Below are 26,983 nucleotides of genomic sequence, written 5' to 3' on the forward strand. Positions count from 1 at the left end.
AACATCGCGCCGGCTCGGCACTCAGGCGGTGACGTCCCCGGGCGTGGCCTCGTGACCGGAGCGTCCCTGGGTGCGGCGCAGCTGCTTCATCTCGGCCTCGAAGAGATGGCGCCGCCCCTCGACGAGCTGGTCGAGGGCACGCTGCTGGAGGCCCTTGACCGCCGCGTAGTAGCCGTCGTCGTAGGCCTCCACCATCTGGAAGGACCACATCCCCGGCAGCGGGTTGCGGCCCAGGACGTCGGTGTCGAGGGCGTCGGCGAGGTAGTCGTGCCCGGCGTCGCGGATCATCGCGGTCGCCTCCTCGAGCGTCGTCTCGGCGCTCCCGCAGAGCCGGTGGAAGGCGTAGAGGTGCCCGCGGGCGTCCTCGACGTGGTCGAGCGCGGCGGAGAGCTTGCCGAGGGCCTCGACGGTGGCGTCGTCGACCCCGTCGGGGCGGCGGTGCTCGGGGCTGGGCTGGCCGTGGTCGGCGTGGTCGTGCGTCTCGTCGGTCATCGGACCAGCGTGCCAGTCACCGCGCTCGCGCGGCACGCCCGCAGGGGGGAGGCCGTCGTGCACCGTCGCGCCGACTCGGCACCGGGGATCAGAGGTCGGTGACGACGACGTCGAGCTGGGTGCCCTGGGGGGTCGGGTCGCCGAGCTCGACGGTCCAGCCCAGGTCGCGGACCAGGTCGGCGAGGGCGGCGGGGGTGCGGGGGTCGCGGCCGTCCTCGAGGAGCGCGCGGACGATCCGGCCCTTGGTGGCCTTGTTGAAGTGGCTGACGACCTTGCGGGTGCCGGCGACCTCGTGCAGCACGCGGACGGTGGCCACCCGCTTCGCGAGGTCGACCGGCGGCCGCCAGAACGCGGCGTACATCCCCGACCGGAGGTCGACGAGCAGGCCCTTGCCCAGCGCCTCGGTGACGGCCGGCCCGAGCGCCTCGCGCCAGTGGGCGGCCACGCCGCCGAGGCCGGGGAGGGTGGCGTCGCCGGAGAGCCGGTAGGCGGGGATGCGGTCACCCGGGCGCACCAGCCCGAAGAGGCTGCTGGTCACGGCGACGCGCGAGGTGGCGCGCCGTCTGGCGGCTGAGGAGAGCGTCGCGAAGTCGAGGGCGTCATAGACGACGCCGCTGTAGACCTGGTCGGCCCGCGCCGTCGGCGCCTCGCGGACGGCGGCGTTGAGGGCGACCAGGTCGAGCTGCGTCTTGGGTACGCCGAGGGTCGAGGCGGCCACGTCGGGGTCGGCCTCGCAGAGGGTCACCAGGGCGTCGAGGACGCGCTCGCGGGCCGGGGTGAGCACCGGGCTGCCGAGCGCGGTGAGGTCGAGCGGCTTGCCACGTCGCGCAGCGGTCTTGCCCTCGCTGGGCGGGAGCAGGATCAGCACGGAGCAAGCCTAGTGAGGGCACCCTCGTCTAGGGTCACAGGCATGCCGAGCAACCGCGTCGTCCACATCACGGGAGCCGACGACGGTGCCGTCGCGGCGCTGCTGCGCGAAGGGATCGGCCGGATCCGCGCCGAGCTCGACGTGTCCGCGGACTTCCCGCCCGAGGTCGAGGCCGCCGCAGCGGCCGCCGCCGCGAGCCCGCGGATGCCGGACCTGGACCGCACCGACCTCGCCTTCGTCACCATCGACCCCGAGGGCGCGATGGACCTCGACCAGGCGCTCCACATCGAGCGCGACGGCGACGGCTACGTCGTGCACTACGCGATCGCCGACCTGGCGGCGTTCGTCACCGCCGGCGACCCGGTCGACCTCGAGTCGCACCGGCGCGGCGAGACGCTCTACGGCGGCGACAGCAAGGTGCCGCTGCACCCCCAGGTCATCTCGGAGGACGCCGGCTCGCTCGTGGCCGGCGCGGTCCGCCCCGCGCTGCTGTGGACGATCCTCGTCGACGACACCGGGGAGGGCACCGACATCACCGTCGCGCGGGCCCGCGTGCGCTCCACCGCCAAGCTGACCTACGAGCAGGCGCAGCAGATGATCGACGACGGCAGCGCGAGCGAGTCGCTGAGGCTGCTGCAGGAGATCGGCGAGCTGCGGCTGGCGCGCGACGCTGCCCGGGGAGGGGTGTCGCTGCCGCTGCCCGAGCAGGAGATCGACATCCAGGGCGACCGCTGGACCCTGGAGTTCCGCAGCCTGCTGCCGGTCGAGCTGTGGAACGCACAGATCTCGCTGCTCACCGGCTTCGGAGCCGCGTCGCTCATGGTCTACGGCCGTGTCGGTCTGCTGCGGACGCTCCCGCCGCCGGACCCGCGTGACGTGGAGCGCCTGCACCGCACGGCCAAGGCACTGCACATCGAGTGGCCCGCCGAGCAGCTCTATCCCGACTTCATCCGGTCGCTGGACGCCACCGACCCCGCGCACGCGGCGATGATCGTCGCCTCGGCCCGGCTGCTGCGCGGCAGCGGCTACGTCGCCTTCGACGGTGAGGTGCCGGCCGAGCCGCTGCACGCGGCGCTCGCCTCCGAGTACGCCCACGTGACAGCACCGCTGCGTCGGCTCGCCGACCGCTATGCCGCCGAGGTGTGCGTCGCGCTCTGCTCCGGTGACCCCGTGCCCGACTGGGTGCTCGCGGCGCTGCCGGCGCTGCCCCAGGAGATGCAGCAGTCGGGCCAGCGGGCCAAGGGCTACGAGCGCGCCGTCTTCGACCTGGTCGAGGCCGGGCTCCTGGCCTCGCGCGTGGGCGAGGACTTCGACGGCGTGGTCGTGAGCCGGGACGGCAAGGACCCGTCCCGCGGGACCGTCATGCTCACCGGTGTGGGCGTCGAGGCGCGTGTCGTCGGGGACGGCGAGCTGCCGCTGGGGACCGACGTGCGGGTCCGGTTGGAGAAGGCCGACGTGGCGACGCGCACCGTGGAGCTCCGGCTCCTGCCGGACGTCGGCTAGCAGCTGCCCCAGAGGCCGAGGTCCGCGGCGCGGGCCTTGCGGGCAGCGGCGCGGTAGGCCTTCACCCGACGGAACGGGTGGTCGTCGAAGACGTAGACGCGGGCATGACCACGGCGCACGAGGCGCTGGCCGACGTCGACGCCGCCCTTCATGACGTAGCGCAGCAGCCGGCCGTAGCGGTCGCGCAGGTCCTGGGTCGGGTCCGACACCAGCGTGACCCGGGTGCGGCGGGGGAGCAGGTGCTTGGTCGTGCGTGACGCGGCCCGACCGCCGCACTCGACGCCACCGAAGACCTCGGGGGTGTCGATGCCGAGCAGGCGCACCGTGACCTGACGTCCGGTGCGGGTCAGCCGGGCCACGACGGTGTCACCGTCGACGACACGGACGATGCGGGCCCCTTGGCGCTTCGCCGGGGGCAGCGCCGGGCCGGAGCCGCTCTGGGCGGTCGAGCACGGGCAGGGGTTGGACTCGCACGCCACCCCGTCCCCGTCGGAGTCGAGCCGGTCGGGGTCGCGTCGCGGCCCGCCCTTGTCGAGGAAGTAGTCCTGGGCCGCGGCCTGGGTCGCGAAGTCGCCGCAGTCCTTGTCGGCGGCGTACGACGGTGACGCGACGCTGCTCAGCGTCGCGCACCCGAGGGCGAGCGCGAGCAGCAGGCGGGCGAGGTGTCCTCGCACTCTTCCCTCCCGGGACGTGGTGGTGTCACCGGAGGGTAGGCGCGGTGACGACCCAGCGCAGCCGAACGCCTCAGGAGCCGGCCACGAACGCCACGATGGCCGAGTCCGGGGCGGACCAGGCGGTGCGGAACGACGGGTGGAGCGGGAGCGCCTCGACCTCCGCGAGCGGGACCCAGCGGTGCCCGTCGCTCTCGGAGTGGTCGTGCAGCTCGAGCGTCCGGGTGGGCACGGCGAGGACCGTCTCGTAGGTCCAGCCGCCGCAGCTGGCCGTCGACGAGCCGCGCACGTCGACTGCCTGCGCCGCGAGCCCCAGCTCCTCGCTCGCCTCGCGCAGCGCCGCCTGCACCCCGGACTCACCCTGCTCGCGGGCACCACCGGGGATGGACCACGTGCCGCCGCGGTGGACCCAGCGGGCACGCAGCTGCAGCAGGACGCGCCCCTCCTCGGCCAGGAGCAGGCCCGCCGCCCCGCGCCGGCCCCAGTGCGCGTGGCCGTGGTCGCAGGTCGCCCAGGTCATGGCTCCAGCGTAGTAAGGCCCTCTCAAGCGGCGTCGGACGGCGGCAGCGGCTTGATGACGCGTGCAGGGTTGCCCACGGCGACGACGTCGGCGGGCAGGTCCTTCGTGACGACCGAGCCGGCGCCGACGACGGTGTTGGCGCCGATGGTGACACCGGGGCACACGATCACACCGCCGCCAAGCCACACGTTGTCACCGAGGGTGATCGGCTCGGCCGACTCCCAGCCGTCGCGGCGTGGTCCGGCCTCGAGGGGGTGCGTCGGGGTGAGCAGCTGAACGTTGGGGCCGATCTGGACGTGGTCGCCGATGGTGATCGGCGCGACGTCGAGCGCCATCAGCCCGACGTTGACGAAGCAGTGCGACCCGATCGTGATGTGGGAGCCGTAGTCGACGTGCAGCGGCGTGCGGATCTGGGTGTCCTCGCCGACCGAGCCGAGCAGCTGCTCCAGCAGCCGACGCCGCATCGGCCGCTGCCGGTCCGAGGTCGCGTTGTAGGCGGCCGCGAGGTCGCGGGCCGCGAGGCTCAGCTCCTCGAGCACGGGGTCGTCGGCGATGTAGGGATCTCCGGCCAGCAGGCGCTCGTGCATCGAGCGCTCGTCACGGGTGTAGGTCATGGGGACACCCTAGGAAGCGAGGGGCAAACACCCCGTTTCACCGAATTTGGGAATGGTCGCGGGTCCCGGCGAAACCTAGGTTGACCTGCAGTGATCGCACCGGGTCACAGCAAGTGACGGGGGTGGGGTCCATGGGGCGACGTCGGGGGCGCAGCGCGCTGGCGGTGGCCGTGGGGTTGGCCGTGGGGGCGGCAGGTGCGGTCGTGGGGACGACGGCACCGGTGACGGCAGCCGTGCCGACGACGTCGGCGGTGCTCGTGCGCACGGTGGCCACCTCGGCCCTGTCGCCGGCCCTGCCGGACCCGGCCGGGATCGTCTACCTGCCCGGGCGTGACAGCTTCCTGATCTCCGACTCCGAGGTCGACGAGACCCCGGTCTTCGAGGGCGCCAACGTGCTCGAGACGACCCGCAGCGGAGCGGTGCTCGACCGTGGGCTGACCACGGCCTACACCAAGGAGGCGGCGGGGATCGGCCACGACCCGGCCAGCGGCCACGCCTTCGTCTCCGACGACGACCAGCTCCGCATCCACGAGATCGACCCGGGTGCCGACGGCCGCTACGGCACGGCCGACGACACCCGCACGTCGTTCAGCACGGCGGCCTTCGGCAGCACCGACCCGGAGGACGTCACCTACTTCCCCCCGACCGGCGAGCTCTTCGTCCTCGACGGCGCCGACCACGACGTGCACCGGGTCGACCCCGGTCCCAACGGTCGCTTCGACGGCGTGGCCCCCACCGGGGACGACACCGCCACGGAGCTCGACGTGGAGGTCTACGGCGCCGAGGACCCCGAGGGCATCGGCTACCACCCCGGCCGCGGCACGCTCGTGGTCGTCGACAGCACCTCCGAGGCGGTCTACGAGCTCAACCGCCAGCTGATGCTGGTCTCCCGCGTCGACATCGCGGTGACCGGCCAGGTCTTCGCCGCCGGCATCACCGTCGCTCCCGCCACCGACGACCCCGGCCGCTACGACCTCTACGTCGTCGACCGGGGCGTCGACAACGACACCGATCCCGACGAGAACGACGGGCGTCTCTTCGAGCTGCGCGTCGACCTCCCACCCATCGTCAACCTCACACCCGTCGTCGACGCCGGGCGAGACGCACCCGTCGTGGTCGGTGAGCCGCTGGCCCTGCGGGCCGACGTGCGCGACGACGGACGTCCTGGACCGAGCACGACCCTGACCTGGACCAAGGTCGGCGGGCCGGGGAGCGTCACCTTCGCCGACGCCACCTCGAGCCGCACCACGGCAACGTTCTCGGCCGCCGGCACCTACGTCGTACGCGCGACGTCGTCGGACGGCGCCCTGGCCGGCACCGACGACCTGACCGTCACGGTGGTCGCGGCGGGTGCGCCACTGCCGCTCGACACCCCGGTCGCCAAGGCCTTCGACGACGTGGAGCAGCGCCCGATCGGCTATGCCGACTGGCTGGGCGCGAGCCTCAACATCCCGCGGGCCGGCACGACGTCGCAGACGATCGGCATCCGCTTCGACGAGCTGGCCGTGCCCGTCGGTGCCACCATCACGGAGGCGTGGATCCAGTTCCGCGCGTCGGGCTCCAACGCCGACGCCGCATCGATCCAGGTCGCCGGGATCGCCGAGGACGACACCCCCACCTTCACGACCTCCGGCACGACCGTCTCGTCGCGCCCGCGCACGCAGGCCACCACGACCTGGGTGCCACCGGCGTGGAAGAGCGGGCAGACGACGACGGCCCAGCGCACGAGCGACCTGCGCGCCATCGTCCAGGAGGTCGTACGACGACCCGGCTGGCGGGCGGGCAACGCCCTGGCCTTCGTCATGACGGGCTCGGGCGAGCGCCGGGCCTCCTCGCACGACGGCGTGGCCGCGCCGGTGCTCCACCTCGCCTACACGACCGCGGCGACCGAGCCGCCGCCCACCAGCACGCCGATCGCCTTCCGCGGACTCGCGCGCTCGATGACCAACACCGCGTCGGCGTCGGTGACGACCCCCTCGGCGGTGCGCGCCGGCGATGCGATGCTGCTCTTCGCCACGGTCAACGACACCGCGGCCGCGATCACGCCGCCGTCGGGCTGGACCCAGCAGAGCAACGTCGTGGCCGGGTCGCAGCGCACGCTGCTGTGGCACCGCGTCGCTACGTCCACCGACGCCGGGCGCAGCGTGACCGTGGCCCTGGGCAGCTATGCCAAGGTCGGGCTCCACCTCGCCGCCTACAGCGCCACCGCGACCGGCGATCCCGTCGCGACCGTCAGCACCGGCACGGAGACGGTGGGGTCGACGTCCCACCCGACGCCGACGGTCAGCGTGGCCGGCGATGGACAGTGGCTGGTGTCCTACTGGGCCGACAAGTCCTCCGCGACCACCGACTGGACCCCGCCGGGCGGGGTGGTCGTCCGCGACGAGCTGGTCGGCACCGGGGGAGGGCACATCGGGGTGCTCCTCGCCGACAGCGGTGGCCCGGTCCCGACGGGCACCCGCGGCGGGCTGACCGCGACCACCGACGCGACCAGTCGCGCCGCCACGATCAGCGTCGTGCTCCGGGCCGGTTGAGCCGGATCACGTGGCAGGTCGGCCATCTGAGGAGGTCCCAGCACCGGGCGCCGGTAGGTTCCCTTCCATGGAGCCCGTCCGCGTCGCCATCGTCAACGACTACGAGATCGTCGTCCGGGGCCTGGCCTCGGTGCTGGCCCCCTTCAGCGAGCGCATCACCGTCGTGGAGATCGACAGCCGCCTGCCGGTCGTGAGCGACGTGGACGTCGTGCTCTACGACACCTTCGGCCAGGTCCAGGGCGACTCGGTCCGGCTCGACGACCTCACGGACGGCGCCGGGGCGCGCGTGGCCATCTTCACCTGGAACCTCCAGCCCGACCTCGTCCGCAGGGCCGTGGCGCAGGGCGTCTCGGGCTACCTCTCGAAGGCGCTGGATGCCGAGCAGCTGGTCCAGTGCGTGGAGGCCATCCACGCCGGGGAGGTCGTGGTGCCGTCGAGGGACCTCGGCGACCCCGACTCGCTGCTCGTGACGGCATGGCCGGGTCTGGAGCACAACCTGAGCGCCCGCGAGGCCGAGGTGGTGGCGCTGATCACCCAGGGCCTGTCGAACCAGGAGATCGCCGATCGTTGCTACCTCAGCATCAACTCGGTCAAGACCTACATCCGCACCGCCTACCGCAAGATGGAGGTGTCGAGCCGATCGCAGGCCGTCCTCTGGGGTCTGGCGCACGGCTTCGAGCCCGACCGTGCGCGCGTGGTCGGGCCCGACGCCGACTGAGGCGGTCCTGCGACGACCGACCGTGTCTCCCGGACGTGCGGGCCGAGATGAGGCGCCGTCTCGTGGGTACCGGGATCCAGGACCCACCGAGGAGAGCACCCATGTCAGACCCGTCCCCGACCACCCCGACCAGGCCCACCGCCAGCAGCACCGCTGACCGTGGGGCCGTGTCACCCACGCCGGAGGCCACCGAGGCGCCCGACCCGCTGCGCGGCTCACGCACCAGCGGGCTCTGGGCCGGCGTCGTCGCGCTGGCGGTGGTGCTGATCCTGCTCATCGTCTTCGTCGCGCAGAACACCCAGGACGTGACCGTGTCCTACTTCGGCTGGGAGGGCCAGACCCCGCTGGCGGTCGCGCTGCTCGTGGCCGCGACCGCGGGTCTGGTGCTGGCCGCGATCGCCGCGACGCTGCGGATGTGGCAGGTGCGCCGACGCGTGCACCGGGGCCGCTCGACCAGCCGGTCGGCACGCTAGCTAGTCGACCTGCCGCACCGCCCGGAGCGGGGAGAGCGCGGCGACCGCGAAGGCGAGCCCGAAGACCACGGCCACCCCGACCAGCGTCGCGCTCCCACCGAGGAGCATCACCGACGTGCCGCCCAGGACGGCCCCGAGGGCCGCGATCGACCGGTTGACGGACCGCCTGGTCGCGTTGACCCTGCCGAGCAGCCCGTCCGGCGTGATGAGCTGCCACAGGCCCATGTCGTTGGCGTTCTCCAGGCCCCCGGCGAGTCCGTGCACGCCCAGGGCCAGCGCCAGGAGCGCGACACCGGCGGTGTCGGGGTCGGGCACGGTCGGCGCCAGGGCGACCAGCAGCCAGGCGAGGGGGTAGGGCGCGCGGGCCGCGATGATGGCCGGCCCGGCGCCGATGCGCCGCCCGAGCGCCGGAGCCAGGCTCGCACCGATCAGGCCCGTGATGCCGGCGACGGCGACCAGCAGCCCGAAGACGAAGGCGGACAGCGCCATCTCGCGCAGCGCGACGAGGGTCAGCGCGGTGAAGCCGGCGGCGTTGGCGAGGAACCACACGTGCGTCGAGGCGGCGAGGGGCGCCAGGGTCGGGTGGCGGTAGGTCCACCGCAGGCCCTCGCCGATCTCACGGCCCAGGTGGCGTGGGGCCGACGCGTCGCTCGGCGGCTCCTCGACGCGCAGCCCGGCGTTGAGCACCGCGTCGACGAGATAGCTGACCGCGTCGACCGCGATGGCCACGGGTGCGCCCAGCAGCCCGACGAGACCGCCGCCGATAGCGGGCCCCAGCGTCTGGGCGGCAGCGTCGGTCTGGTCGAGGCGCGCGTTGGCGACGACCAGGCGTTCCCGGGGCACGAGCCGGGGGAGCAGGGACTGGGTCGCGGCGAAGGCGAACACCGAGAAGGACCCGAAGAGGAGCAGCAGCACGACCAGCGCCCACACCTCCAGCGCGTCGAGCGCGGACAGGACCGGGATCGCCCCCAGGGTGACCGCCTGGCCGACGCTGCTCCACACCAGGATCCGCTGCCGTCGCCACCGGTCGGCGTAGACCCCGGCGAGCAGGCCCAGCACGGCATAGGGCACGAACTGGGCGGCGTTGACCACCCCCACCTCGAACGGCGAGGCCTGGAGCGTCGTCACGACCAGCACGGGCATGGCCACCGTGGTGACCGCCGTGCCGAAGGAGCTCAGGGTCGCGGCCGCCCAGAAGCGACCGAACGACGGGGAGCCGAGCGGGGGCGGGGCGTCCGGCATCGGCGACCTCCCAGGCTCCGGGTGCCTTCATCACACCACGAGGAACACCGCGAGGTGCGCCTCACCAGGTGGTCCGGTCCCTCCGTGGACGGTCCCGACTGCGACAGTTGACGTGGTGATCGAGGACCGACGAAGGAGTGCAGCGTGACACACGACATCTGCGACGTGGACGGGCTGGAAGCCACGGTCGGTCGCCAGCCGCTGGCCGCCATGATGAAGTCGATCGCCGAGCTCGACGCCCACTGCTCGGCCATACTCGCGTGCTCGACCGCGGCGGTGATGGTGCACCTCGACCGCGACGGCGTCGTCCATGCCGTGGTCGTGGGGGGAAGGGCGGGGTTCGCCCGCCCCGATGGCGCCAGCCACCTTGCCTTCGATGCCCACGTTGCCCGCCCTGAGGTCGGCTCAGCGACAGCGCTGCTCTTCCTCATCCCGGGGTGGCGCGAGTCGCTGCGCGTCAACGGGCGGAGCGATGCCACGGGCCTGGTGGTCGAGGAGGCGTTCGTGCATTGCGGCAAAGCGATGATCCGCTCCGAGCTCTGGTCCTCACTCGAGACCGCGACCGACGCTCCGGTGGTCAGCGAGTCCGACCGGATCGACGACGCTCAACGGGTGTTCCTGTCAAGGACGCCGTTCGTTGTCATCGGATCCTGCGACAAGGACGGTCGGGCCGATGCCAGCCCCAAGGGAGACCCTGCGGGCTTCGTGTCCGTGCTCGACGACCGCACCGTGGCCCTGCCCGACCGGCCAGGCAACCGTCGCACCGACACTTTCCACAACCTGCTCGAACGCCCGGCGGTCACCGTGCTGGCCATGAGTCCGGGAGACGACCGCGTGGTCGAGATACGGGGTCGGGCGCGGCTGACCACAGACCCGGCGCTGCTGGCGACGATGGCAGTGCAGGACCAGGTCCCGAAGGTCGCACTTGTGGTCGACGTGGACCACTGCTCCCTGCGGGTCAGCGATGCCGTGCGAGGCGCCGCCCTGTGGAGCCCGGCTACACACCTCTCGAAGGGCACCCTTCCACGCGCGGCCAAGATCTGGGCCGACCATGTCAAGAGCAGTGACCGTCGGGGTCTCGCTGCTGCAGCAGTGCGAACCGGCGCCAGCGAGGCTGCGGTACGCGCAGGCATCGCCGTGGACTACCGCCAGAACCTCTACTGACTCAGTCACGGACAGACCTGCCCCCATGGACCTGCAGGTGAGGCCCCGGTGCGGACGGGCTGGCCTGTAGGCCGGGTTCTGTGACTGGCAAGCCAGCCGGCGACCATCCATCTACGACTGCCGTTGCCGACAGCCTCCAGCGATCTACCCGTGCACTCGGGCGAGCAGCCCTCGAGCGCGCACTGTCTGATCTTGCTCCAGGTGGGGTTTGCCGAGCCGATCCGGTCGCCCGGGCCGCTGGTGGTCTCTTACTCCACCGTTTCACCCTTGCCGACCGCTCCCGGAGGAGCGGCTGGCGGTCTGTTCTCTGTGGCACTGTCCCGCGGGTCACCCCGGGTGGGTGTTACCCACCACCTTGCTCTGTGGAGCCCGGACCTTCCTCGGGGACCGGATCACTCCGGTCCACGCGGTCGCCCGGCCAGCCCGTCCGCACGCGACACCTTAGGGCATGGCCGCGCCCGGTGCCGGAATCCACAAGTCTCCCGTGGTGTTCTGGAGGGCATGACCGACGACGTGACGATCCAGGCTCCTCCGGTGCTCCAGCCGGCCCACCTGCGTCCCGAGTCCGCCTACCGGGTGGCGCACGACCTGCTCGTCGAGCGCGCCCCGCGCGAGGCCCTCGAGGTGCTCGAGCGCGCGCTGGCGCTGGATCCCGCCAACACCGGCCTCCGGGCGCTGCGTGCCTGGGCCTACCTGATGCGCGCCCAGCTGCAGAAGGCGGAGGCCGAGCTGCGCTCACTGGTCGAGGAGACCCCCGACGACGTGTGGGCCCGCTTCGCGCTGGGTCGCGCGCTCGTGCGCCAGTCGCGGCTCCCGGACGCGCTGCCGCACCTGCGCATGGCGGCCGTCATGAGCGGCGACCCCGAGCACGAGGTCGAGGTGCTGCGCGTCGAGCGGATGCTCGCCGAGGCCGGTCAGCTGTCGTGGGACCAGCTCACCTGACGTCGTACGACGTCAGGGCAGGATGCTTCACGTCAGGCGGGTCAGCGTGACGTCGACGTGCATCCGCGAGGTCTTGGCCCCGGAGTAGATCCCGCTCAGCGGCTTGACGTCGCGGTAGTCGCGGCCGGTGGCCACGACGACGTAGCGGTCGCACGGGACGTGGTCGTTGGTCGGGTCGAAGGCGTGCCAGCCGTCGTCCCACCACTCGACCCACGCGTGCGACTCGCCGGGCACGGTCTCGCCGACGAGGGGCTCGGCCTGCGGGTGGAAGTAGCCGGAGACGTAGCGCGCCGGGATGCCCATCGAGCGGAGGCCGCCGATGACCAGGTGCACCATGTCCTGGCAGACGCCGGCCCGTTGCTGCCACGCCAGGGCGGCGTGGCTCTGGACGTCGGTGGCGCCGGGGATGTACTCCACCTCGTCGTGCACCATCGCGCACAGGTCGCGCGCCGCGTCGCCGGGCAGCTCGTGGTCGGCCGCGACCTGCTTGGCGCGCTGGGCGAAGTCGGTCGGCGGGGCGACCATCTCCGGGAGCGTGAGGTATTCGGTCCAGCGGTCGGCGACCTCGCGCTCGGCCAGCGACTCCCACGTCGCCGAGGGCGGGGCCGGGGCCGGGCGGTGCGTCTGCACGGTCGAGCTGACCGTGACCGTCATCGTCTCGTGCGGGTCGACGACCTCGAAGGCCGTGACCTGGGTGCCGAAGTAGTCGCGGTAGTCGTAGGTCCACGGCGCCGGCGAGACCTCCAGGCGGCTGTGCAGGACGATCTGCTCCGGGGTGGTCAGCGGAGTCAGGCGCGCCTGGTTGTAGGACGCGACCGCCTTGCCGTCGTACTCGAAGGTCGTGGTGTGGATGATCCTCAGCTGCATCAGACGACTCCCTGCCAGGTCAGTGCCTCGGCGCCGGCGAAGTAGCGCCGGGTGACCGCTTCGGTGGCGAGCGCGCACGCGCGTTGCAGGCGCTCCATCTCGTTGGGCAGGTCGTGCAGCACGTCGGAGAGCGAGCGGTACTCCAACTCGGCACGCATCCGACCCAGCAGTCGTTGCGCCTCGTTCTGGAAGCCGGCGCGCTGGCCCGCCGACTCGAGGTTGTCGAGGCACTGCTCGGCGCGGTTGAGCGAGAAGACGACCGAGCGCGGGAAGAGCCGGTCGAGCAGCAGGAACTCCGCAGCCCCCCGCTCGGTCTCGAGCCCGCGGTAGGTGCGCAGGAACGCCTCGTAGGCGCCGCACGCGCGCAGCGTGGAGGTCCACGGCGCACCCTGCGACAGCGATGCGGTGGCGATCAAGCGCGAGGTCATGTCGGCACGCTCGACGCAGCGGCCGAGCATCAGGAAGTGCCACCCCTCGTCGCGCACCATCGTGGCGTCGGCGGTGCCGTTGATCAGCGCGGCGCGCTCGCGCACCCACTGGAAGACACCGGGCGGCCGCTGCGCGTGGAGCTGCCCGCTCGGGATCGCACGGTAGGTCGTGTTGATGGCCTCCCACATCGGCACCGACAGCGTCTCGCGGGCGCGGCGCGCGCTCTCGCGGGCGGCACCGAGCGCGGAGGCGATCGACACCGGCGACGAGGCGTCGTAGGCCAGCTGGTCGAGCACCATGGCGACGTTGACCGCGCTGGTCGGCTCGTCCTCGACGCCCATGATCGACAGCAGCCCGCGACAGGTCGCGTCCTCGTCGATGGTGGCGTCCTCGAGGATCAGCTGGGTCTGCACGTCGAGGATGCGCGCGGTGTCCTCCGCGCGCTCGACGTAGCGGCCGATCCAGAACATGGACTCCGCGATCCGGCTCAGCACGTCGCTGCTCCCTGCTGCTGCTGCTCGGCCTGGTTCTTCAGGTCGGCGATGGCGGGCCCGGTGACCGACGGCGTCGACGGAGGGGGTACGACGTGCCGGGGGGCCCCCACCTCGCTCGCGGTCGGCGCGGGGTCGGGCTCGGGCGCGGGGCTGGCCGCTGGCGCCGCATGGCCGGCGAGCACCCAGGTGTCCTTGGAGCCACCCCCGCGCGAGGAGTTGACGATGAGCTCGCCCTCGGCGAGCGCGACCCGGGTCAGCCCACCGGGGAGCACCCACACGCGCGAGCCGTCGTTGACCGCGAAGGGGCGCAGGTCGACGTGGCGCGGGCCCAGCTTGCCGTCGACGAAGGTCGGCACCGTGGAGAGCTGCACGACGGGCTGGGCGATCCACGAGCGCGGGTCCTCCAGCACCTTGGTGCGCAGCTCGTCGAGCTCGGCGCGGGAGGCGGCGGGCCCGATGACGATGCCCTTGCCGCCGGAGCCGTCCACGGGCTTGCACACGAGCTCGTCGAGACGGTCGAGGACCTCCTCGCGGGCGTCGGTGTCGCCGAGGCGCCAGGTGTCGACGTTCTTGATCGCCGGCTCCTCGGAGAGGTAGTAGCGGATCAGGTCGGGCAGGTAGGTGTAGACGAGCTTGTCGTCGGCGACGCCGTTGCCGACCGCGTTGGCCAGCGTCACGTTGCCGGCGCGGGCGGCGTCGATCATGCCGGGGCAGCCCAGCATCGAGTCGGCGCGGAAGTGCACCGGGTCGAGGAACTCGTCGTCGACGCGACGGTAGATCACGTGCACCGGCTCGAGGCCCTTGGTCGTGCGCATCATCACGCGGCCGCGGCGGCACTCGAGGTCGCGGCCCTCGACGAGCTCGACGCCCATCGTGCGGGCCAGCAGCGCGTGCTCGAAGTAGGCGCCGTTGTAGACGCCGGGGGTCAGCACGACGACCGTCGGGTCGGTGACGCCGGCGGGTGCGGCGGCCCGCAGCGCGGCGAGCAGCCGCTGGGGATAGGCCGCCACGGGTCGGATGCGGTGGGCCGCGATGGTCTCGGGCAGGGCCGCGGAGATCGCGCGCCGGTTGGTCATCACGTAGGACACGCCCGACGGGACCCGCACGTTGTCCTCGAGCACGCGGAACTCGCCGTTGTTGTCGCGGATCAGGTCGATGCCCGACACGTGCACCCGCACGCCGTTGGGCGGTCGGACCCCGGCGGCCTCGCGGTGGTAGTGGCTCGAGGTGGCGATGACCTCGCGGGGGATGACACCGTCGTCGAAGACCTCACCGGCGTCGTAGACGTCCGCGAGGAACATCTCCAGGCAGCGCACCCGCTGCTGGACGCCCTTCTCGATGGTCGACCAGGTGTCCATCTCGATGACCCGCGGCAGGATGTCGAGCGGGAAGGCCCGCTCCTCGCCGCCGATGTCGAAGGTGACGCCCTGGTCGAGGTAGCTCGCCTGGAGCGCCTCGACCCGGGCGACCAGGTCGGGAGTGGTCATGGTCTGCAGGGAGTCGCGCAGCCGGAGGTACGGCGGGCGCAGCGCGTCGCCGTCGAACATCTCGTCGTAGGCGACCCCGCCGGTCCCGTAGCCCTCGAACATCGCGTTCATGGACCGACCCTACAAAGTCGCGTGTGTCGGTCGTGTGTCGGCGCTCGGGGGTGTCACCTCAGGGGAGCGTCAGGACCTCCGCGCCGGACGGCGTGACCAGCAGGGTGTGCTCGAACTGCGCCGAGCGCTTCCCGTCCAGGGTCACGACCGTCCAGTCGTCGTCCCACATCTGCCACAGGTGGGTGCCCAGGTTGAGCATCGGCTCGATGGTGAAGGTCATGCCGACCTCGATCAGGTCGTCGTGGTCGTCGGTGTCGTAGTGCGGCACGATCAGCCCGCTGTGGAAGGACGTGCCGATGCCGTGGCCGGTGAAGTCCTGCACGACGCCGTAGCCGTGGCGCTTCGCGAACGACTCGATGACGCGGCCGATCACGTTGATGCGCCGCCCTGGTCGCACCGCCCTGATCCCGCGGTCCAGCGCCTCGTGAGTGTGCTCGACCAGCAGGCGGCTCTCCTCGTCGACGTCTCCGGCGAGGAACGTCGCGTTGGTGTCGCCGTGGACGCCGTCGAGGAAGGCGGTGACGTCGATGTTGACGATGTCGCCGTCCTCGACCCGGGTGTCGTCGGGGATGCCGTGGCAGATGACCTCGTTGACGCTCGCGCACAGCGACTTGGGGAAGCCGCGGTAGCCCAGCGTCGAGGGATAGGCGCCGTGGTCGCAGAGGAACTCGTGGCCGATCCGGTCCAGCTCGTCGGTCGTGACCCCGGGCTCGACGTGCGAGCCCACGAGGTCACGGGCCTGCGCTGCGAGCCGACCGGCCACCCGCATCCGCTCGATGGTGTCGGCGTCCTTGACCTCGGACCCGGTGAAGCGCGCCGGCGCCGGCCGGTCGACGTACTCGGGGCGCGCGATGTGGGCGGGGACGGGGCGGCGTGGCGAGGGAGGCACGGGGGAGAAGTGTAGTTTCGGCGTCATGAGCGACAGCGAGTTCTGGTACTGCATCAAGCACTCCCGCGTCGAGGGACACGACGGCTGCCCCAACAAGGAGCGGCTCGGTCCCTATGCGACCGAGGCCGAGGCCTCCCGTGCGCTGCAGACCGCTGCCGAGCGCACCGAGGCCTGGGACAAGGAGTCCGACTCCGGCTGGGACGACGAGCAGCTCGAGGACTAGCCGATCGTGCTCAACCGCCGCCGCCGGGCGACCGCGCCCCGCGCCGTCGAGCCCTGGCCCTTCGTCGGGATGATCCTCATGGCCGCGGCCTTCTTCCTCTACGCCGCCAGCGGCCTGGTCGCCCCGTGGTGGGGCGTGCTCGTCCTCGTCCTGGTCTGGATCGCGCTCTTCCTGCTCTGCTGCGCGTGGTGGACGCCCCACCCGCGCCGGCTGGTGGGGGTGGCGCTGTTCGCCTTCGTGTTCTGGTTCGCCGCGCTCAACGCCGGCGGGGCGTTCCTCGGCTGGACCGCCTGACGGCTGCTTCGTCGGTCGAGCCCTCCCGCCGGTGGTCGAGCCCCCTCGTTGGTCGAGCAGCGAGCGCAGCGAGCGGTTGTCGAGACCCGGCGGCTCGTGGGTCGTGGGCGTTCGTCGGGGGTCTCGACGTGCGTTCGTCGCTGGTGCTCCTCACTGCTCGACCACCGGTGGTCGAGCCCTCCCGCCGGTGGTCGAGCAGCGAGCGCAGCGAGCGGTTGTTGAGACCCGGCGGCCCGGGGGACTCGCCGTACGGCGTGGGTCTCGACCGCCGGTCGCGAGGACCCCGCTCAACTCGCGGGTCGCACCCGCAGCACCGCGCCGCCGCCGGAGTCGGTGTCGGTCGTGACGAGGAGGTCGCCGTTGGGGGCGAGGGTGACCGAGCGCAGCCGGCCGAAGCGCTCGAGGATCTTCGGCACGTCCTTGCGCACGAGCCTGCCCTCGGCGTTGAACGTCAGGAACAGCACGCGGGTCGCCTTGAGAGCGGCGACGGCCAGGGCACCGTCGAGCGCACCCCACTTCTTGCCGTAGACGAAGGAGGCTCCCGACGTCGCGAGCGTCGGGTCGCCGGAGCGCCAGCGGGCCTCGAGCTGGGTGCCGGGGAGGGACTGGTCGGTCATCGGCACCGACTCGTCGTAGCCGGGCACAGGGTTCCAGCCGTAGTCACCGCCGCTCACGAGGCGGTTGACCTCGTCGTCGCGGAAGGAGCCGTGCTCGACCGACCACAACGTGCCGTCGCGACGCTGGGCGAGGCCCTGGACGTTGCGGTGGCCGTAGGTAAGGACGTAGCGCTGGCGCCGGTTGTCGGCGGAGATGTAGGGGTTGGTCGGCCAGGGGGCGCCGGTGCGACGGTCGAGCCGCAGCGTCTTGCCGCCGAGCGACGTCAGGTCGCGCGGGTTGGTGCCGACGGCCGCGTCACCGGTGCCCACGACCAGGGCGCCGTTGCGGGCGATCAGCAGGCGGCAACCGCCGTGCCGACCGGTCGTCGTCGGGAGCCCGCCGAGCAGCTTCCTGACCAGCGTCGCCCGGGTGAGCGACGTGTTGAGCGTCCAGGCGTTGACCCGCACGTCGTGCCCGCCTCCGGCCAGGAAGCCTCCCGAGCAGGTGTAGAAGCGGCGGTTCTTGCTGAAGTCGGGGTCGACCTCGAGCGACATCAGCCCGGTCTCACCGGCGACCCAGACTGAGTCGGAGGGGAAGGCCACGCGTCGCTTGGCGCCCTTGCCCGCCACGAAGAGCCGGGCGGTGTCGCGCTCGGTGATCAGCAGCCGTCCCGCCCCGATGGGCTCGACGTCCCAGGGGTTGCTGAGGCCCGTGACCCGCTTGGTCACGACGAGCCGCGGCACCCCGGCGCGCGCCGGCTCCTGCGCGACGACGGCCGCCGGCGCCGCCGTCGTCGCCGCGGATCCGGTGGACGAGGGGGTCAGCGCCCCCGCGGGGGCGGCTGCCGAGACGAGGGCCAGCAGGACTCCGAGCGTCAGCGATCGCATGCGCTCACGGTAACCCCATCGCTGTCGGGTCGTTGGGCTGTGGACACCCGCCCGTGGCCAGGAGGATCCCCGTGCCCCGCACCAGGTCTGCTCGTACGACGTCCATCGCCGCTGCTGCCGCGGCTCTCTGCTTGTCGGTCCCCACGGCAGCGGTGGCCCACGAGGGCGCCGGTGACGTCGCCACCAACGAGCGGTCCTTTCTGGTCGCGCCCAGCGGCGACGGGCAGCGGATGTCCCACGTGGCCAACCTCCAGTACGACCGCACGGGCGAGGCGCAGAACGGCTCCGACATCGAGTTCGTGCGCATCGCGGGCCGCGACTACGCGCTCGCCGGCACGCTCGACAAGGGGATGCAGATCATCGACATCAGCCGGCCGACGCAGCCGAGGCGGGTGGCGGTCTTCGACTGCAAGGTCAGCCAGGGCGACATCCAGGTCTGGACGAAGAAGAACCGGGTGCTCGCGAGCTACACCGCCGACGGCACGGTCGGCGCCGAGGGCGCCCGGTCGCGCTGCGGTCGCGACCTGAAGCTGGCTGCCGACGACGCCGGCACGGTCATCGTCGACATCACCCAGCCCGCCCAGCCGCAGTCGGTGAGCTTCCTGCCGGTGCCGCGCGGGTCGCACAACATGACGATCCACCCCAGCGGCGACTACCTCTACAACTCCAACTCCGACCTGATCTCCAGCACCCGCCCGGCGGTGACGATCTACGACATCCGCCGCCCCAGCCTGCCCAAGAAGGTGCAGGACTTCCGGATCCCGTTCGTCCCGACGTCGCTGGGCTCGGAGTCGCACGACATCACCTTCAACGCCGCCGGCACCCGTGCGTTCGTCGCGGCGCTGTCGCAGACCCTGATCCTGGACACCAGCAACCCGGCCCGGCCGCGCCAGATCGGTCAGATCATCGACCCGGCGATCAACGTGGTCCACCAGTCCGACCCGATCACGTTCAAGCGCGCGGACGGCAGCACCCGCACGCTGCTGGTCATCACCGACGAGCGCGCCGGTGCGGCCGGGAGCGTCGAGTGCCCCGGTGGCGGTCTGCACGTCTACGACATCACCGGCAGCCGGGTCCGCACGCCGGTCAAGATCGGCGCCTGGTTCATCCCGGTCGTGCAGCCGCAGGACGGGGCGATCTGCACCTCCCACGTGCTCCGCATGTATCCGCGGCAGAAGATGATGACGATCGCGTGGTACAGCCAGGGCGTCCGGGTCCTCGACATCAGCGGCCTCGCGACCGCCCAGGGCTCACCGGCCACCATCGCCCTGGGGCAGGGGATCGGCATGCGCGAGGTCGGCCACTACACCTTCCCCGACTCCGACACCTGGTCCTTCAAGACCAACCGGATCAACCGCGACGGGTCCTTCTACGGCTACGGCAACGACCTCGTGAGGGGCTTCGACGTCTACCGCTTCCGAGGCCTGCCCGGCCGCACGGTCCCGCCGCTGGCGCCGCGCGACCTCGCCCCGGTGCGTACGTCGTCCAGCGCGGCGCTGCTGGCACCCGCGGCGGCCGTGGTCCCGGCGTTCGGACTGGCGCTGCTGCTGCACCGCCGGTCGCGACGCCGGGTCACGGCTGACTGAGGCTCAGAACGTGTGCTCGGGGCCGGGGAAGGTCCCGGCCTTCACGTCCGCGTCGTAGTCCTTCGCGGCCTGCAGCAGGGTCGCGTGCAGGTCGGCGTACTGCTTGACGAACTTGGCCATGCGGCCCGTGCGCAGCCCGAAGGCGTCCTGCCAGACCAGCACCTGGCCGTCGCAGCCGGCGCCGGCGCCGATGCCAATCGTGGGGATCACCAGCTGCTGGGTCACCTGGGCGGCGACGTCGCCGGGCACCATCTCCATGACGACGGCGAACGCGCCGGCCTCCTGGATCGCCTTGGCGTCGCGCAGCACCCGCTCGGCCGTCTCGCCGCGACCCTGGACGCGGTAGCCACCCAGCGTGTGCTCGGACTGGGGCGTGAAGCCGATGTGGGCCATCACCGGGATGCCGCCCTGGGTGAGCTTCTCGATCTGGGGGGCCATCTCGACCCCGCCCTCGAGCTTGACGGCGTGCGCGCCGCCCTCCTTCATGAACCGCACGGCCGTCAGGTAGGCCTGCTCGGGGGAGGCCTGGTAGCTGCCGAACGGCAGGTCGCCCACCACCAGCGCGCGGCGCGTGGAGCGGCTGACGGCACGGGTGAGGGGGATCAGCTCGTCGACCGTGACGGGCAGCGACGTCTCGTTGCCGTAGACGTTGTTGCTGGCGGAGTCGCCGACGAGCAGCACCTCGATGCCGGCCTCGTCGAAGGTCTGCGCGGCATATTGCTCGTAGGCGGTGAGCATCGAGAAGCGCTCCCCGCGCTCCTTCATCTCCCGCAGGTGGTGCGTGCGGACCCGCTTGACCGGCGCGGCGGCCGCCGGCGCGGACACGGCCGCCGGGCCGGTGCCGTAGGGCGCGGTCTCTTCTGACGTGCTCATCATCGAGCTCCCATCGACGTGCATCTCGAGGCTCCCTGGTGGAGTCCCCGGACTGCTGATCAGGCTAGCCCCGCACCCGGTCGCTGCGCGCTGTGTCGCCGATCACGGGAGGGGCGTCGGCTCGTGCCACTCGGGTCGCCCGAGCTCCTCGACCAGACCCTCCACCGCCTCGAGGTCGTCGGCGCCGCCGGGGTGGGGCTGCTGGAACCACACGGCGTACTGCTGGACCTCGTCGAGGCGCCACTCGAGGTCGAACATCTCGGCCATCGTCCCGCCCGCACCCAGGGCCCGGAGGTCGCGCTCGGCTGGCGCGAGACGGAGGGACTCCCAGTCCACGAGGAGCGTGCCGTGCTCGGTGACGAGCTGGTTGTGGACATCGGGCTCGCCATGGGTGGGTACGCCGGGCCGCGAGGCCGCCTCCTCGGCGAGCCGGTGGTAGCGGGTCACCCAGACGTCGATCGCGGGCAGGTGGGCGCGCAGGGCCGCCTGTGCCCGCGCGGACAACGGGCCGCCGTCCCAGGTCGCCCGCAGGCGCCCGGCCAGGTCGTCGGAGAGGTCGCGCCCGACCAGCGGGCGCCAGTGGGGGATGCCGTCGGGCGCTGGTGCGGCGTGGAGACGGGCGAGCATCGTCGCCGTGGCCTCGCGGTCGAGACGCTCCGGACGGCGGCCCTCGACCCACGGCGTGGCGCTGAGGAGGCCGTCGGCCAGCGGCACGGTGAGGGGTGGGAGCGAGGCGTGGACGAACTCCAGCCCGTCGCCTGCCAAGGCCGCGGCGGCACCGTAGGCAGAGGTCAGCGAGTCGGCGTCGTCCCTGGCGCCCAGGACGTCGAGCGTGACGAAGAGCCGACGCTCGCCGGCAGCCGAGGCCGCCCAGTGGTGAGCGCCGAAGCCGACCGGCAGGTGGACGACGCTGTCGGCCTCCGGCAGCCAGGTGGCACGGACGGTGTCGAGGACGTCCTGGTCCCCGACGTGGGTCGGTGGCTCATGCACGGCTGACCCCGCTGCTGCGGGCGTGTCGTCCCGCGGCGGTCACGACGGCGAGGCAGAGCGCCACCACGCCGATGGTGAGCAGCAACGCGCCCTCGTCGCCGGCTCCGGCGCCGCTGATGGCCCCCAGCGCATAGGGGGCGCCGAAGCCGAGGTAGGTCAGCGCGTAGAACACCGCGACCGTCGCGCCGAGCTCGCCGTGGTCGGCGAGCCGCTCGGTCTCGCGCAGACCGGAGACCAGGCAGCAGCCGTAGGCGGCTCCGAAGACGGGGCCCGCGAGCAGGAGCAGCCAGCGGACGTCGGTCTGGAGCGCGACGATGCCGATGGCGGTGGCGACCATCGCGGCGACCAGCCCGACCTGCCCCGCAAGCAGGGGACGACGGTCGTCGAGGCGCCGGGCGGTGCCCTGGACGAGCACCCCGGTGCCCAGCGTGATGCCGGTCAGCACTCCGGCGAAGGCCAGGGCGCCACTGGTCGACCCGCCGATCTCGGCGGGGAGGAAGGCGATCGAGAGGGCTGCGGAGCCGAAGACCCACGGGGCGACGGGCGCGACCAGCAGGAGGAACGGTCGCGTCCGCGTGACCGCCGGGACGCGCAACAGGGAGCGCGTGGCCCCGGTCGTGGGGCGTGGCCCGGGCACGGGGAGCAGCAGGACGAGCGCGACGACGCCGAGCACGACGTGAGGGAGGTAGGGCACCGTCAGCGGGTGGTCGGTGGCCTCCGCGACCAGTCCGGCCACCAGCGGTCCGACGCCGAAGCCGGCGGACAGGGCGATCGCCGCCCGCTTCGCGGCCGTGCCGGCAACCTCGTCGGACGACAGCTCGGAGACCCAGGCACTCGCGGCGCTGAAGACCACGCCGGAGCAGATGCCGGCAAGGAGTCGCGCGACCGCGATCCCGGCGACCGACTCGTGCTCCACGATGAGCAGGACGGTCGCCAGGGGCGACAGCGCGACCAGCGGCAGGACCACCGCGCGCCGTCCCCACCTGTCGGAGGCGGCACCGCCGACGAGGAGCGCCGGGATCAGCCCCACGGCGTACACACCGAAGAGGAAGGCCCTCGTCTGCGTCGACATCCCGAGCTCGTCGCGATAGGCGATGAGCAACGGGGAGAACTGGTTGGCGCCCCACCCGACCGAGAACATCGCGAGGGCCACCCGTTTCCACGCGGTCATGCGGGCCACGGTAGGTGGCACGGGTTGGTCAGACGCTGGCGCCCTCGGCCGCAGCCTCGAGGTCGGCCACCACGATCTTCTGCATGCCGAGCATCGCGGCCTGGGCTGCCTGGGCGCGCGCCGGATCCGGGTCGGAGAGCAGCTCCATGAGCCGGCGGGGCACGATCTGCCACGACAACCCGAAGCGATCCTTGAGCCAGCCGCACATCGACGCGGTGCCGCCGTCGAGGAGCGAGTGCCAGTAGTGGTCGACCTCGGCCTGGTCGGCGCAGCTGATGCTGAAGCTGACCGCCTCGGTGAAGTGCGCGTGCGTCGGCCCGCCGTTGATGCCCTGGAAGGTCAGGCCGTCGAGGGCGAACTCACCCGCGAGCGCGTCGCCGTTGGGCAGCCGGGCGAGGTGGCCGACCGAGGAGTTGGGGAAGATGCCGGTGTAGAAAGCGGCCGCCTCCTCCAGGTTGTCGTCGAACCACAGGCAGGGGGTGATCGCGGGCATGGTGCCTCCTTCGTCGGGGGTGATGCCCGTGCAGACCCGTGCGACGTCCCCGACTCATCGCTGCGGTCGTCGAGACCTCAGCCGACCCCGACCAGCGCGGCAGAGCGCTCCCACAGTCCGTCGATGACCGCCTGGTCGTGGGCCTGCTTGTTCTCGCGCCCGTCGGCGTGGAAGCGGCTGTAGTAGCGCCCGTTGACCTCCTGGACCGGCCCTCCCTCGGCGAGCGCGATGAGCGGCGCCGCGCCGTCGGGGACGCTGATCGTGGCGAGCCGCTTGAGCGGCGAGCGGTAGAGGAGGCCGACGAACCACGAGTCGCGACCGAACGAGCTGCCGACCGGGCCGGGGTGGACGGCCGCCGAGACGACCCCGTCGCCGGCCCAGCGCTGGGCGATGCCGCGGGTGAAGACGATGTTCATCAGCTTGCCGGTGCCGTAGGCCGGGAACTCGATCGCGCGGCGGTGCTCGTAGTCGAGGTCGTCGAGCACGATCTTGCCCATCAGGTTGCCGATGCTGGAGGTGTTGACGACCAGCGACGAGCCGGCCGCGGCGAGCTGCGGGCGCAGCAGGTTGGTCAGCAGGAACGGCGCCAGGTGGTTGACCTGGAAGTTGGGCTCGTGGCCGTCGTGGGTCGTGCGCGACGGGGAGAAGGTGCCGCCCGCGTTGTTCATGAGCACGTCGAGCTTCTCGACCCGCTCGCCGACCGACGCTGCGAGGCGTCGTACGTCGTCGAGGCGGGAGAAGTCCGCCACCAGGGGCTCGGTGCCGACCGCCTCGGCCACCGGCTTCAGCTTCTCCGCCGACCGGCCGGTGACGTGGACCGTGGCCCCCCTCGCCGCCAGCACGCGCGCCGTCTCCGCGCCGATCCCGTCGCTCGCACCGGTCACCAGGACCGTGCGGCCTGCCATCGTCTGGTCGCTCATGTGTCGGAGCCTAGGGCGCGACACCACGGCCGGGACGGCGCTGGTGTCCCTAGACTCGCAGCGTGGACTTCTACTCGGCCTATGCGCACGGGTTCGCCCGGGTGGCGGCCTGCACGTTGCCGGTCGCGATCGCGGACCCGGCGACCAACGCCGAGCGGGTGCTCGAGCAGGTGCGGCTCTGCCACGACGACGGGGTGGCGCTGGCGCTCTTCCCGGAGCTGGGCCTGAGCGGCTACTCCATCGAGGACCTGCTGCTCCAGGACACGCTGCTCGAGGCCGTCGAGGCGGCGATCGCGACCATCGTGGCGGCGTCGAGGGACCTTCTGCCGGTGATCGTGGTGGGAGCCCCGCTCGTGCACGGCACGCGCGTCACCAACTGCGCCGTGGTCATCCACGCAGGCGAGGTGCTCGGGGTCAGCCCCAAGTCCTACCTGCCGACCTACCGCGAGTTCTACGAGCGACGCCACTTCGCCCCGGGTGACGACCGTCGGGCCAGCACCATCACGATCAACGGCGCCACCGTGCCCTTCGGACCGGACCTCATCTTCAGCGCGACCGACGTGCGCGGTCTCGACGTGCACGTCGAGATCTGCGAGGACATGTGGGTGCCGGTGCCGCCGAGCGCGGAGGCCGCGCTGGCCGGCGCGACGGTGCTGGCCAACCTCAGTGGGAGCCCGATCACCGTCGCTCGCGCCGAGGACCGCCGGCTGCTGGTGCGCAGCGCGAGCGCGCGCTGCAACGCGGCGTACCTCTATGCAGCCGCCGGCCAGGGGGAGTCGACCACCGACCTGTCCTGGGACGGGCAGACGATGGTCTACGAGTGCGGCGACCTGCTCGCGGAGACCGAGCGCTTCCCCGAGGGCCCGCGACGCTCGGTCGCCGACATCGACCTGGACCGGTTGCGCCAGGAGCGTCTCCGTCAGGGGACGCACGACGACAACCGGCGCACGCACGAGGCGCGCACCAGCGCCTTCCGCACGGTGCCCTTCACCCTGGGTCCGCCGGCCGGTGACATCGGCCTGCGGCGCAAGGTCGACCGCTTCCCGTTCGTGCCCGACGACCCGGAGCGGCTCGCGCTCGACTGCTACGAGGCCTACAACATCCAGGTCTCCGGCCTCGAGCAGCGCCTCCAGGCCATCGGCGACACCCGGCCGGTCATCGGCGTCAGCGGCGGGCTCGACTCCACCCACGCCCTCATCGTCGCGGCCCGCGCCATGGACCGCCTCGGTCGTCCTCGCAGCGACATCCAGGCGATCACGATGCCGGGCTTCGCGACCGGCGACACCACCAAGGACTACGCCACGCGGCTCTCGCAGAGCCTCGGGGTGACCTTCGAGGAGCTCGACATCCGGCCGGCGGCCACCCAGATGCTCCACGACATCGACCACCCGTTCTCCGACGGTGAGCCGGTCTACGACATCACGTTCGAGAACGTGCAGGCCGGACTGCGCTACGACTACCTCTTCCGGATCGCCAACCACCGCAAGGGGATCGTCGTCGGCACCGGTGACCTCTCCGAGCTCGCGCTCGGCTGGTGCACCTACGGCGTCGGCGACCAGATGTCGCACTACAACGTCAACGCCGGCGTGCCGAAGACCCTGATCCAGCACCTGATCCGGTGGGTCGCCGAGAGCGACCAGTTCGACGCGGAGACCAACGCGCTGCTGGAGAGGATCGTCGAGCAGGAGATCACTCCCGAGCTGATCCCGACGACCGACGGTGCCAAGCCGCAGGCCACCGAGGACACCGTCGGCCCCTACGCGCTGCAGGACTTCACGCTCTTCCACGTGATCCGCCGCGGTCATCGACCGAGCAAGATCGCCTTCCTGGCTTGGCACGCGTGGCGCGACGCCGGTGCGGGGGACTGGCCGCCCAACTTCCCCGACGAGCGTCGCCAGGCCTACGACCTGCCGACCGTCCGGCACTGGCTCGAGGTCTTCGTGCGCCGCTTCTTCATGAGCCAGTTCAAGCGCTCCGCCCTGCCCAACGGGCCTAAGGTCAGCGCCGGCGGGACGATGTCGCCGCGCGGTGACTGGCGGATGCCCTCGGACGCCAAGGCCACCGCATGGCTGGCCGAGATCGAGGCCAACGTCCCCTCCTAGGAGGCATCAGCACCTTTGCCTCGCCTTAGCAACGACATGGTTCGCCGTTAGCGACCTCGTTGCGAGTCTCCTCCTGTCACCACGACAGAACACCACCTGAGGAGAACAAGACGATGAAGAAGGCCATCCTGGTCGTAGCCGGCGCCGTCGTGCTGGCGCTGGTCGCCGGCAGTGCCTGGGCGCTGATGCGCGGCGACGCGGAGTCGGTCGCTCGCGGCACCTGCGGCTCCGCGTCCTACGAGCTCACGGTCGAGAACGACGACGAGGGGCTCGAGGTCACCTACGAGCTCCAGTCGAGCGCTCCCGGCGAGAGCTGGCTGGTGCTGGTCGAGCAGGGCGGCACGACCCTCCTCGAGGGCGAGCGCCTCACCGACGAGGACGCTGAGCTCGACGTCGACGCACTGGGCCGTGAGGACGGCGCCGACGACTTCACCGTCACCGCCACGCCGGACCAGGGCGAGCCCTGCGTCGCCACGCTCACCCGCTGAGCGACGTCGCCCCCACCCACTCGAGGGCTCCGGCTGGAAGGTCAACGCCGACCTCGACGTCGAGCGCTGCCGCAGCATCGCCTCGGCCGATCCCACCCCCACACGCCGAGTCGGCTCAATGTTGCAGAGCCCCGGCCGAGTCGGCGCGATGTGTCACGACACGACGCGCCGATCCGGCATTGCGGGGGTCGGACCGGGGGTGCTCGGGCGTGGGGGGAGTGGGTCGTGGGTCGTGTGCCGGGGACTGCGCCGGGGCGCGGTCTGGGGCCCACGACTCATCAGGGTGTCGATCGGCATGCGCGGGGTCGTCGGGTCGTGTGCCTCACACCGCGCTCGATCGC

The 26,983-nt window shown here is 72.2% G+C and carries 27 protein-coding genes and 1 other RNA gene; 11 read left to right on the top strand and 17 right to left on the bottom strand.

Annotation, left to right across the window (positions count from 1 at the left end; genetic code table 11):
- Nucleotides 1–21: 21 nt before the first annotated feature.
- Together AAG827_RS16700 and yaaA are read right to left on the bottom strand one after the other, a co-directional pair.
- Nucleotides 22–492 carry a hypothetical protein gene (locus tag AAG827_RS16700; protein ID WP_341927306.1) on the bottom strand — a complete coding sequence of 157 codons (471 nt, stop codon included), beginning with the start codon at nucleotides 490–492 and terminating at the stop codon, nucleotides 22–24.
- A gap of 88 nt (nucleotides 493–580) precedes the next feature.
- On the bottom strand, nucleotides 581–1,360 hold the full coding sequence (gene yaaA, locus AAG827_RS16705; protein ID WP_341927307.1) for a peroxide stress protein YaaA: 780 nt from the start codon (nucleotides 1,358–1,360) through the stop codon (nucleotides 581–583).
- A 42-nt stretch (nucleotides 1,361–1,402) separates the two neighbouring features.
- Here yaaA and AAG827_RS16710 point away from each other — a divergent pair, with 42 nt between their 5' ends.
- The gene (locus AAG827_RS16710) at nucleotides 1,403–2,863 is read left to right on the top strand and encodes an RNB domain-containing ribonuclease (RefSeq protein ID WP_341927308.1); all 1,461 of its coding nucleotides are present in this window, start codon (nucleotides 1,403–1,405) and stop codon (nucleotides 2,861–2,863) included.
- Here the strand turns inward: AAG827_RS16710 and AAG827_RS16715 are convergent.
- From AAG827_RS16715 to AAG827_RS16725, 3 genes are all read right to left on the bottom strand, one after another.
- A complete protein-coding gene (locus AAG827_RS16715; RefSeq protein WP_341927309.1) occupies nucleotides 2,860–3,537 on the bottom strand; it encodes a thermonuclease family protein in 678 nt (225 codons plus the stop codon). The genes AAG827_RS16710 and AAG827_RS16715 overlap by 4 nt on opposite strands.
- Before the next feature lie 70 nt (nucleotides 3,538–3,607).
- Entirely contained in the window at nucleotides 3,608–4,054 is a 447-nt protein-coding gene (locus tag AAG827_RS16720; RefSeq protein ID WP_341927310.1) for an NUDIX hydrolase, read from the bottom strand.
- A gap of 23 nt (nucleotides 4,055–4,077) precedes the next feature.
- Complete coding sequence (locus tag AAG827_RS16725) at nucleotides 4,078–4,668, bottom strand: sugar O-acetyltransferase (protein WP_341927311.1); 591 nt, start codon at nucleotides 4,666–4,668, stop codon at nucleotides 4,078–4,080.
- A 131-nt stretch (nucleotides 4,669–4,799) separates the two neighbouring features.
- On the opposite strand from AAG827_RS16725, the gene AAG827_RS16730 reads away from it, so the two are divergent.
- From AAG827_RS16730 to AAG827_RS16740, 3 genes are all read left to right on the top strand, one after another.
- Nucleotides 4,800–7,202: a hypothetical protein gene (locus AAG827_RS16730; RefSeq protein WP_341927312.1), complete on the top strand. Its 2,403-nt coding sequence runs from the start codon at nucleotides 4,800–4,802 to the stop codon at nucleotides 7,200–7,202.
- A gap of 67 nt (nucleotides 7,203–7,269) precedes the next feature.
- A complete protein-coding gene (locus AAG827_RS16735) occupies nucleotides 7,270–7,920 on the top strand; it encodes a response regulator transcription factor (RefSeq protein WP_341927313.1) in 651 nt (216 codons plus the stop codon).
- A 101-nt stretch (nucleotides 7,921–8,021) separates the two neighbouring features.
- Complete coding sequence (locus AAG827_RS16740) at nucleotides 8,022–8,393, top strand: lipopolysaccharide assembly protein LapA domain-containing protein (RefSeq protein WP_341927314.1); 372 nt, start codon at nucleotides 8,022–8,024, stop codon at nucleotides 8,391–8,393.
- Here AAG827_RS16740 and AAG827_RS16745 read toward each other — a convergent pair whose 3' ends face one another.
- Nucleotides 8,394–9,635 carry an MFS transporter gene (locus AAG827_RS16745; RefSeq protein ID WP_341927315.1) on the bottom strand — a complete coding sequence of 414 codons (1,242 nt, stop codon included), beginning with the start codon at nucleotides 9,633–9,635 and terminating at the stop codon, nucleotides 8,394–8,396.
- 213 nt (nucleotides 9,636–9,848) lie between these two features.
- Here AAG827_RS16745 and AAG827_RS16750 point away from each other — a divergent pair, with 213 nt between their 5' ends.
- Nucleotides 9,849–10,799, top strand: coding sequence for a pyridoxamine 5'-phosphate oxidase family protein (locus AAG827_RS16750; RefSeq protein WP_341927316.1), 951 nt, complete (start codon nucleotides 9,849–9,851; stop codon nucleotides 10,797–10,799).
- A 51-nt stretch (nucleotides 10,800–10,850) separates the two neighbouring features.
- On the opposite strand, the gene rnpB is transcribed toward AAG827_RS16750, so the two are convergent.
- Nucleotides 10,851–11,225: RNase P RNA component class A (gene rnpB / locus AAG827_RS16755), an RNA gene on the bottom strand.
- Nucleotides 11,226–11,300: 75 nt separating this feature from the next.
- Between rnpB and AAG827_RS16760 the strand changes: the two genes are divergently transcribed.
- Nucleotides 11,301–11,741, top strand: coding sequence for a tetratricopeptide repeat protein (locus AAG827_RS16760; RefSeq protein WP_341927317.1), 441 nt, complete (start codon nucleotides 11,301–11,303; stop codon nucleotides 11,739–11,741).
- 27 nt (nucleotides 11,742–11,768) lie between these two features.
- Here the strand turns inward: AAG827_RS16760 and AAG827_RS16765 are convergent, their stop codons facing one another.
- The 4 genes from AAG827_RS16765 to map are packed head-to-tail and all read right to left on the bottom strand — an operon-like array spanning nucleotide 11,769 to nucleotide 16,045.
- Nucleotides 11,769–12,608 (bottom strand): transglutaminase family protein, encoded by an 840-nt coding sequence (locus tag AAG827_RS16765; RefSeq protein WP_341927318.1) that lies wholly within the window; start codon nucleotides 12,606–12,608, stop codon nucleotides 11,769–11,771.
- Complete coding sequence (locus tag AAG827_RS16770; protein WP_341927319.1) at nucleotides 12,608–13,531, bottom strand: alpha-E domain-containing protein; 924 nt, start codon at nucleotides 13,529–13,531, stop codon at nucleotides 12,608–12,610. Before AAG827_RS16770 ends, AAG827_RS16765 begins: the two co-directional genes overlap by 1 nt.
- Entirely contained in the window at nucleotides 13,525–15,129 is a 1,605-nt protein-coding gene (locus AAG827_RS16775; protein WP_341927320.1) for a circularly permuted type 2 ATP-grasp protein, read from the bottom strand. The genes AAG827_RS16770 and AAG827_RS16775 overlap by 7 nt, the downstream gene beginning before the upstream one ends.
- A gap of 58 nt (nucleotides 15,130–15,187) precedes the next feature.
- Nucleotides 15,188–16,045, bottom strand: a complete 858-nt coding sequence (gene map, locus AAG827_RS16780; protein ID WP_341927321.1) for a type I methionyl aminopeptidase — start codon at nucleotides 16,043–16,045, stop codon at nucleotides 15,188–15,190.
- Here map and AAG827_RS16785 point away from each other — a divergent pair.
- Entirely contained in the window at nucleotides 16,044–16,241 is a 198-nt protein-coding gene (locus AAG827_RS16785; protein ID WP_341927322.1) for a hypothetical protein, read from the top strand. The two genes, map and AAG827_RS16785, sit on opposite strands and share 2 nt — an antisense overlap.
- 6 nt (nucleotides 16,242–16,247) lie before the next feature.
- Nucleotides 16,248–16,535 carry a hypothetical protein gene (locus AAG827_RS16790; RefSeq protein WP_341927323.1) on the top strand — a complete coding sequence of 96 codons (288 nt, stop codon included), beginning with the start codon at nucleotides 16,248–16,250 and terminating at the stop codon, nucleotides 16,533–16,535.
- A gap of 287 nt (nucleotides 16,536–16,822) precedes the next feature.
- Here AAG827_RS16790 and AAG827_RS16795 read toward each other — a convergent pair whose 3' ends face one another.
- Nucleotides 16,823–18,019, bottom strand: a complete 1,197-nt coding sequence (locus AAG827_RS16795) for a PQQ-dependent sugar dehydrogenase (RefSeq protein WP_341927324.1) — start codon at nucleotides 18,017–18,019, stop codon at nucleotides 16,823–16,825.
- Between the two features lie 71 nt (nucleotides 18,020–18,090).
- Here AAG827_RS16795 and AAG827_RS16800 point away from each other — a divergent pair, with 71 nt between their 5' ends.
- A complete protein-coding gene (locus tag AAG827_RS16800; protein ID WP_341927325.1) occupies nucleotides 18,091–19,605 on the top strand; it encodes a hypothetical protein in 1,515 nt (504 codons plus the stop codon).
- A gap of 3 nt (nucleotides 19,606–19,608) precedes the next feature.
- Here the strand turns inward: AAG827_RS16800 and panB are convergent, their stop codons facing one another.
- The 5 genes from panB to AAG827_RS16825 form a co-directional block, all read right to left on the bottom strand.
- Nucleotides 19,609–20,481, bottom strand: coding sequence for a 3-methyl-2-oxobutanoate hydroxymethyltransferase (gene panB / locus AAG827_RS16805; protein ID WP_341927332.1), 873 nt, complete (start codon nucleotides 20,479–20,481; stop codon nucleotides 19,609–19,611).
- Nucleotides 20,482–20,580: 99 nt separating this feature from the next.
- A complete protein-coding gene (locus AAG827_RS16810; protein WP_341927326.1) occupies nucleotides 20,581–21,468 on the bottom strand; it encodes a hypothetical protein in 888 nt (295 codons plus the stop codon).
- Nucleotides 21,461–22,639 carry an MFS transporter gene (locus tag AAG827_RS16815; RefSeq protein WP_341927327.1) on the bottom strand — a complete coding sequence of 393 codons (1,179 nt, stop codon included), beginning with the start codon at nucleotides 22,637–22,639 and terminating at the stop codon, nucleotides 21,461–21,463. The genes AAG827_RS16810 and AAG827_RS16815 overlap by 8 nt, the downstream gene beginning before the upstream one ends.
- Nucleotides 22,640–22,667: 28 nt before the next feature.
- The gene (locus tag AAG827_RS16820; RefSeq protein ID WP_341927328.1) at nucleotides 22,668–23,132 is read right to left on the bottom strand and encodes a VOC family protein; all 465 of its coding nucleotides are present in this window, start codon (nucleotides 23,130–23,132) and stop codon (nucleotides 22,668–22,670) included.
- Between the two features lie 77 nt (nucleotides 23,133–23,209).
- The gene (locus AAG827_RS16825; protein WP_341927329.1) at nucleotides 23,210–24,052 is read right to left on the bottom strand and encodes an SDR family NAD(P)-dependent oxidoreductase; all 843 of its coding nucleotides are present in this window, start codon (nucleotides 24,050–24,052) and stop codon (nucleotides 23,210–23,212) included.
- 62 nt (nucleotides 24,053–24,114) lie between these two features.
- Between AAG827_RS16825 and AAG827_RS16830 the strand changes: the two genes are divergently transcribed.
- Both AAG827_RS16830 and AAG827_RS16835 read left to right on the top strand, forming a co-directional pair.
- Complete coding sequence (locus AAG827_RS16830; RefSeq protein ID WP_341927330.1) at nucleotides 24,115–26,154, top strand: NAD(+) synthase; 2,040 nt, start codon at nucleotides 24,115–24,117, stop codon at nucleotides 26,152–26,154.
- Between the two features lie 113 nt (nucleotides 26,155–26,267).
- The gene (locus AAG827_RS16835; protein WP_341927331.1) at nucleotides 26,268–26,642 is read left to right on the top strand and encodes a hypothetical protein; all 375 of its coding nucleotides are present in this window, start codon (nucleotides 26,268–26,270) and stop codon (nucleotides 26,640–26,642) included.
- Nucleotides 26,643–26,983: the final 341 nt, after the last annotated feature.

This window comes from Nocardioides psychrotolerans (genome assembly GCF_943371775.1).
Taxonomy (GTDB): domain Bacteria; phylum Actinomycetota; class Actinomycetes; order Propionibacteriales; family Nocardioidaceae; genus Nocardioides; species Nocardioides psychrotolerans_A.

Coding starts and splice junctions, on each gene's coding strand:
- AAG827_RS16700 (WP_341927306.1), bottom strand. CDS start 492: ATGACCGACGAGACGCACGACCACGCCGACCACGGCCAGCCCAGCCCC.
- AAG827_RS16710 (WP_341927308.1), top strand. CDS start 1,403: ATGCCGAGCAACCGCGTCGTCCACATCACGGGAGCCGACGACGGTGCC.
- AAG827_RS16720 (WP_341927310.1), bottom strand. CDS start 4,054: ATGACCTGGGCGACCTGCGACCACGGCCACGCGCACTGGGGCCGGCGC.
- AAG827_RS16725 (WP_341927311.1), bottom strand. CDS start 4,668: ATGACCTACACCCGTGACGAGCGCTCGATGCACGAGCGCCTGCTGGCC.
- AAG827_RS16730 (WP_341927312.1), top strand. CDS start 4,800: ATGGGGCGACGTCGGGGGCGCAGCGCGCTGGCGGTGGCCGTGGGGTTG.
- AAG827_RS16735 (WP_341927313.1), top strand. CDS start 7,270: ATGGAGCCCGTCCGCGTCGCCATCGTCAACGACTACGAGATCGTCGTC.
- AAG827_RS16740 (WP_341927314.1), top strand. CDS start 8,022: ATGTCAGACCCGTCCCCGACCACCCCGACCAGGCCCACCGCCAGCAGC.
- AAG827_RS16745 (WP_341927315.1), bottom strand. CDS start 9,635: ATGCCGGACGCCCCGCCCCCGCTCGGCTCCCCGTCGTTCGGTCGCTTC.
- AAG827_RS16750 (WP_341927316.1), top strand. CDS start 9,849: ATGAAGTCGATCGCCGAGCTCGACGCCCACTGCTCGGCCATACTCGCG.
- AAG827_RS16760 (WP_341927317.1), top strand. CDS start 11,301: ATGACCGACGACGTGACGATCCAGGCTCCTCCGGTGCTCCAGCCGGCC.
- AAG827_RS16765 (WP_341927318.1), bottom strand. CDS start 12,608: ATGCAGCTGAGGATCATCCACACCACGACCTTCGAGTACGACGGCAAG.
- AAG827_RS16775 (WP_341927320.1), bottom strand. CDS start 15,129: ATGAACGCGATGTTCGAGGGCTACGGGACCGGCGGGGTCGCCTACGAC.
- AAG827_RS16785 (WP_341927322.1), top strand. CDS start 16,044: ATGAGCGACAGCGAGTTCTGGTACTGCATCAAGCACTCCCGCGTCGAG.
- map (WP_341927321.1), bottom strand. CDS start 16,045: ATGACGCCGAAACTACACTTCTCCCCCGTGCCTCCCTCGCCACGCCGC.
- AAG827_RS16795 (WP_341927324.1), bottom strand. CDS start 18,019: ATGCGATCGCTGACGCTCGGAGTCCTGCTGGCCCTCGTCTCGGCAGCC.
- panB (WP_341927332.1), bottom strand. CDS start 20,481: ATGATGAGCACGTCAGAAGAGACCGCGCCCTACGGCACCGGCCCGGCG.
- AAG827_RS16815 (WP_341927327.1), bottom strand. CDS start 22,639: ATGACCGCGTGGAAACGGGTGGCCCTCGCGATGTTCTCGGTCGGGTGG.
- AAG827_RS16820 (WP_341927328.1), bottom strand. CDS start 23,132: ATGCCCGCGATCACCCCCTGCCTGTGGTTCGACGACAACCTGGAGGAG.
- AAG827_RS16825 (WP_341927329.1), bottom strand. CDS start 24,052: ATGAGCGACCAGACGATGGCAGGCCGCACGGTCCTGGTGACCGGTGCG.
- AAG827_RS16835 (WP_341927331.1), top strand. CDS start 26,268: ATGAAGAAGGCCATCCTGGTCGTAGCCGGCGCCGTCGTGCTGGCGCTG.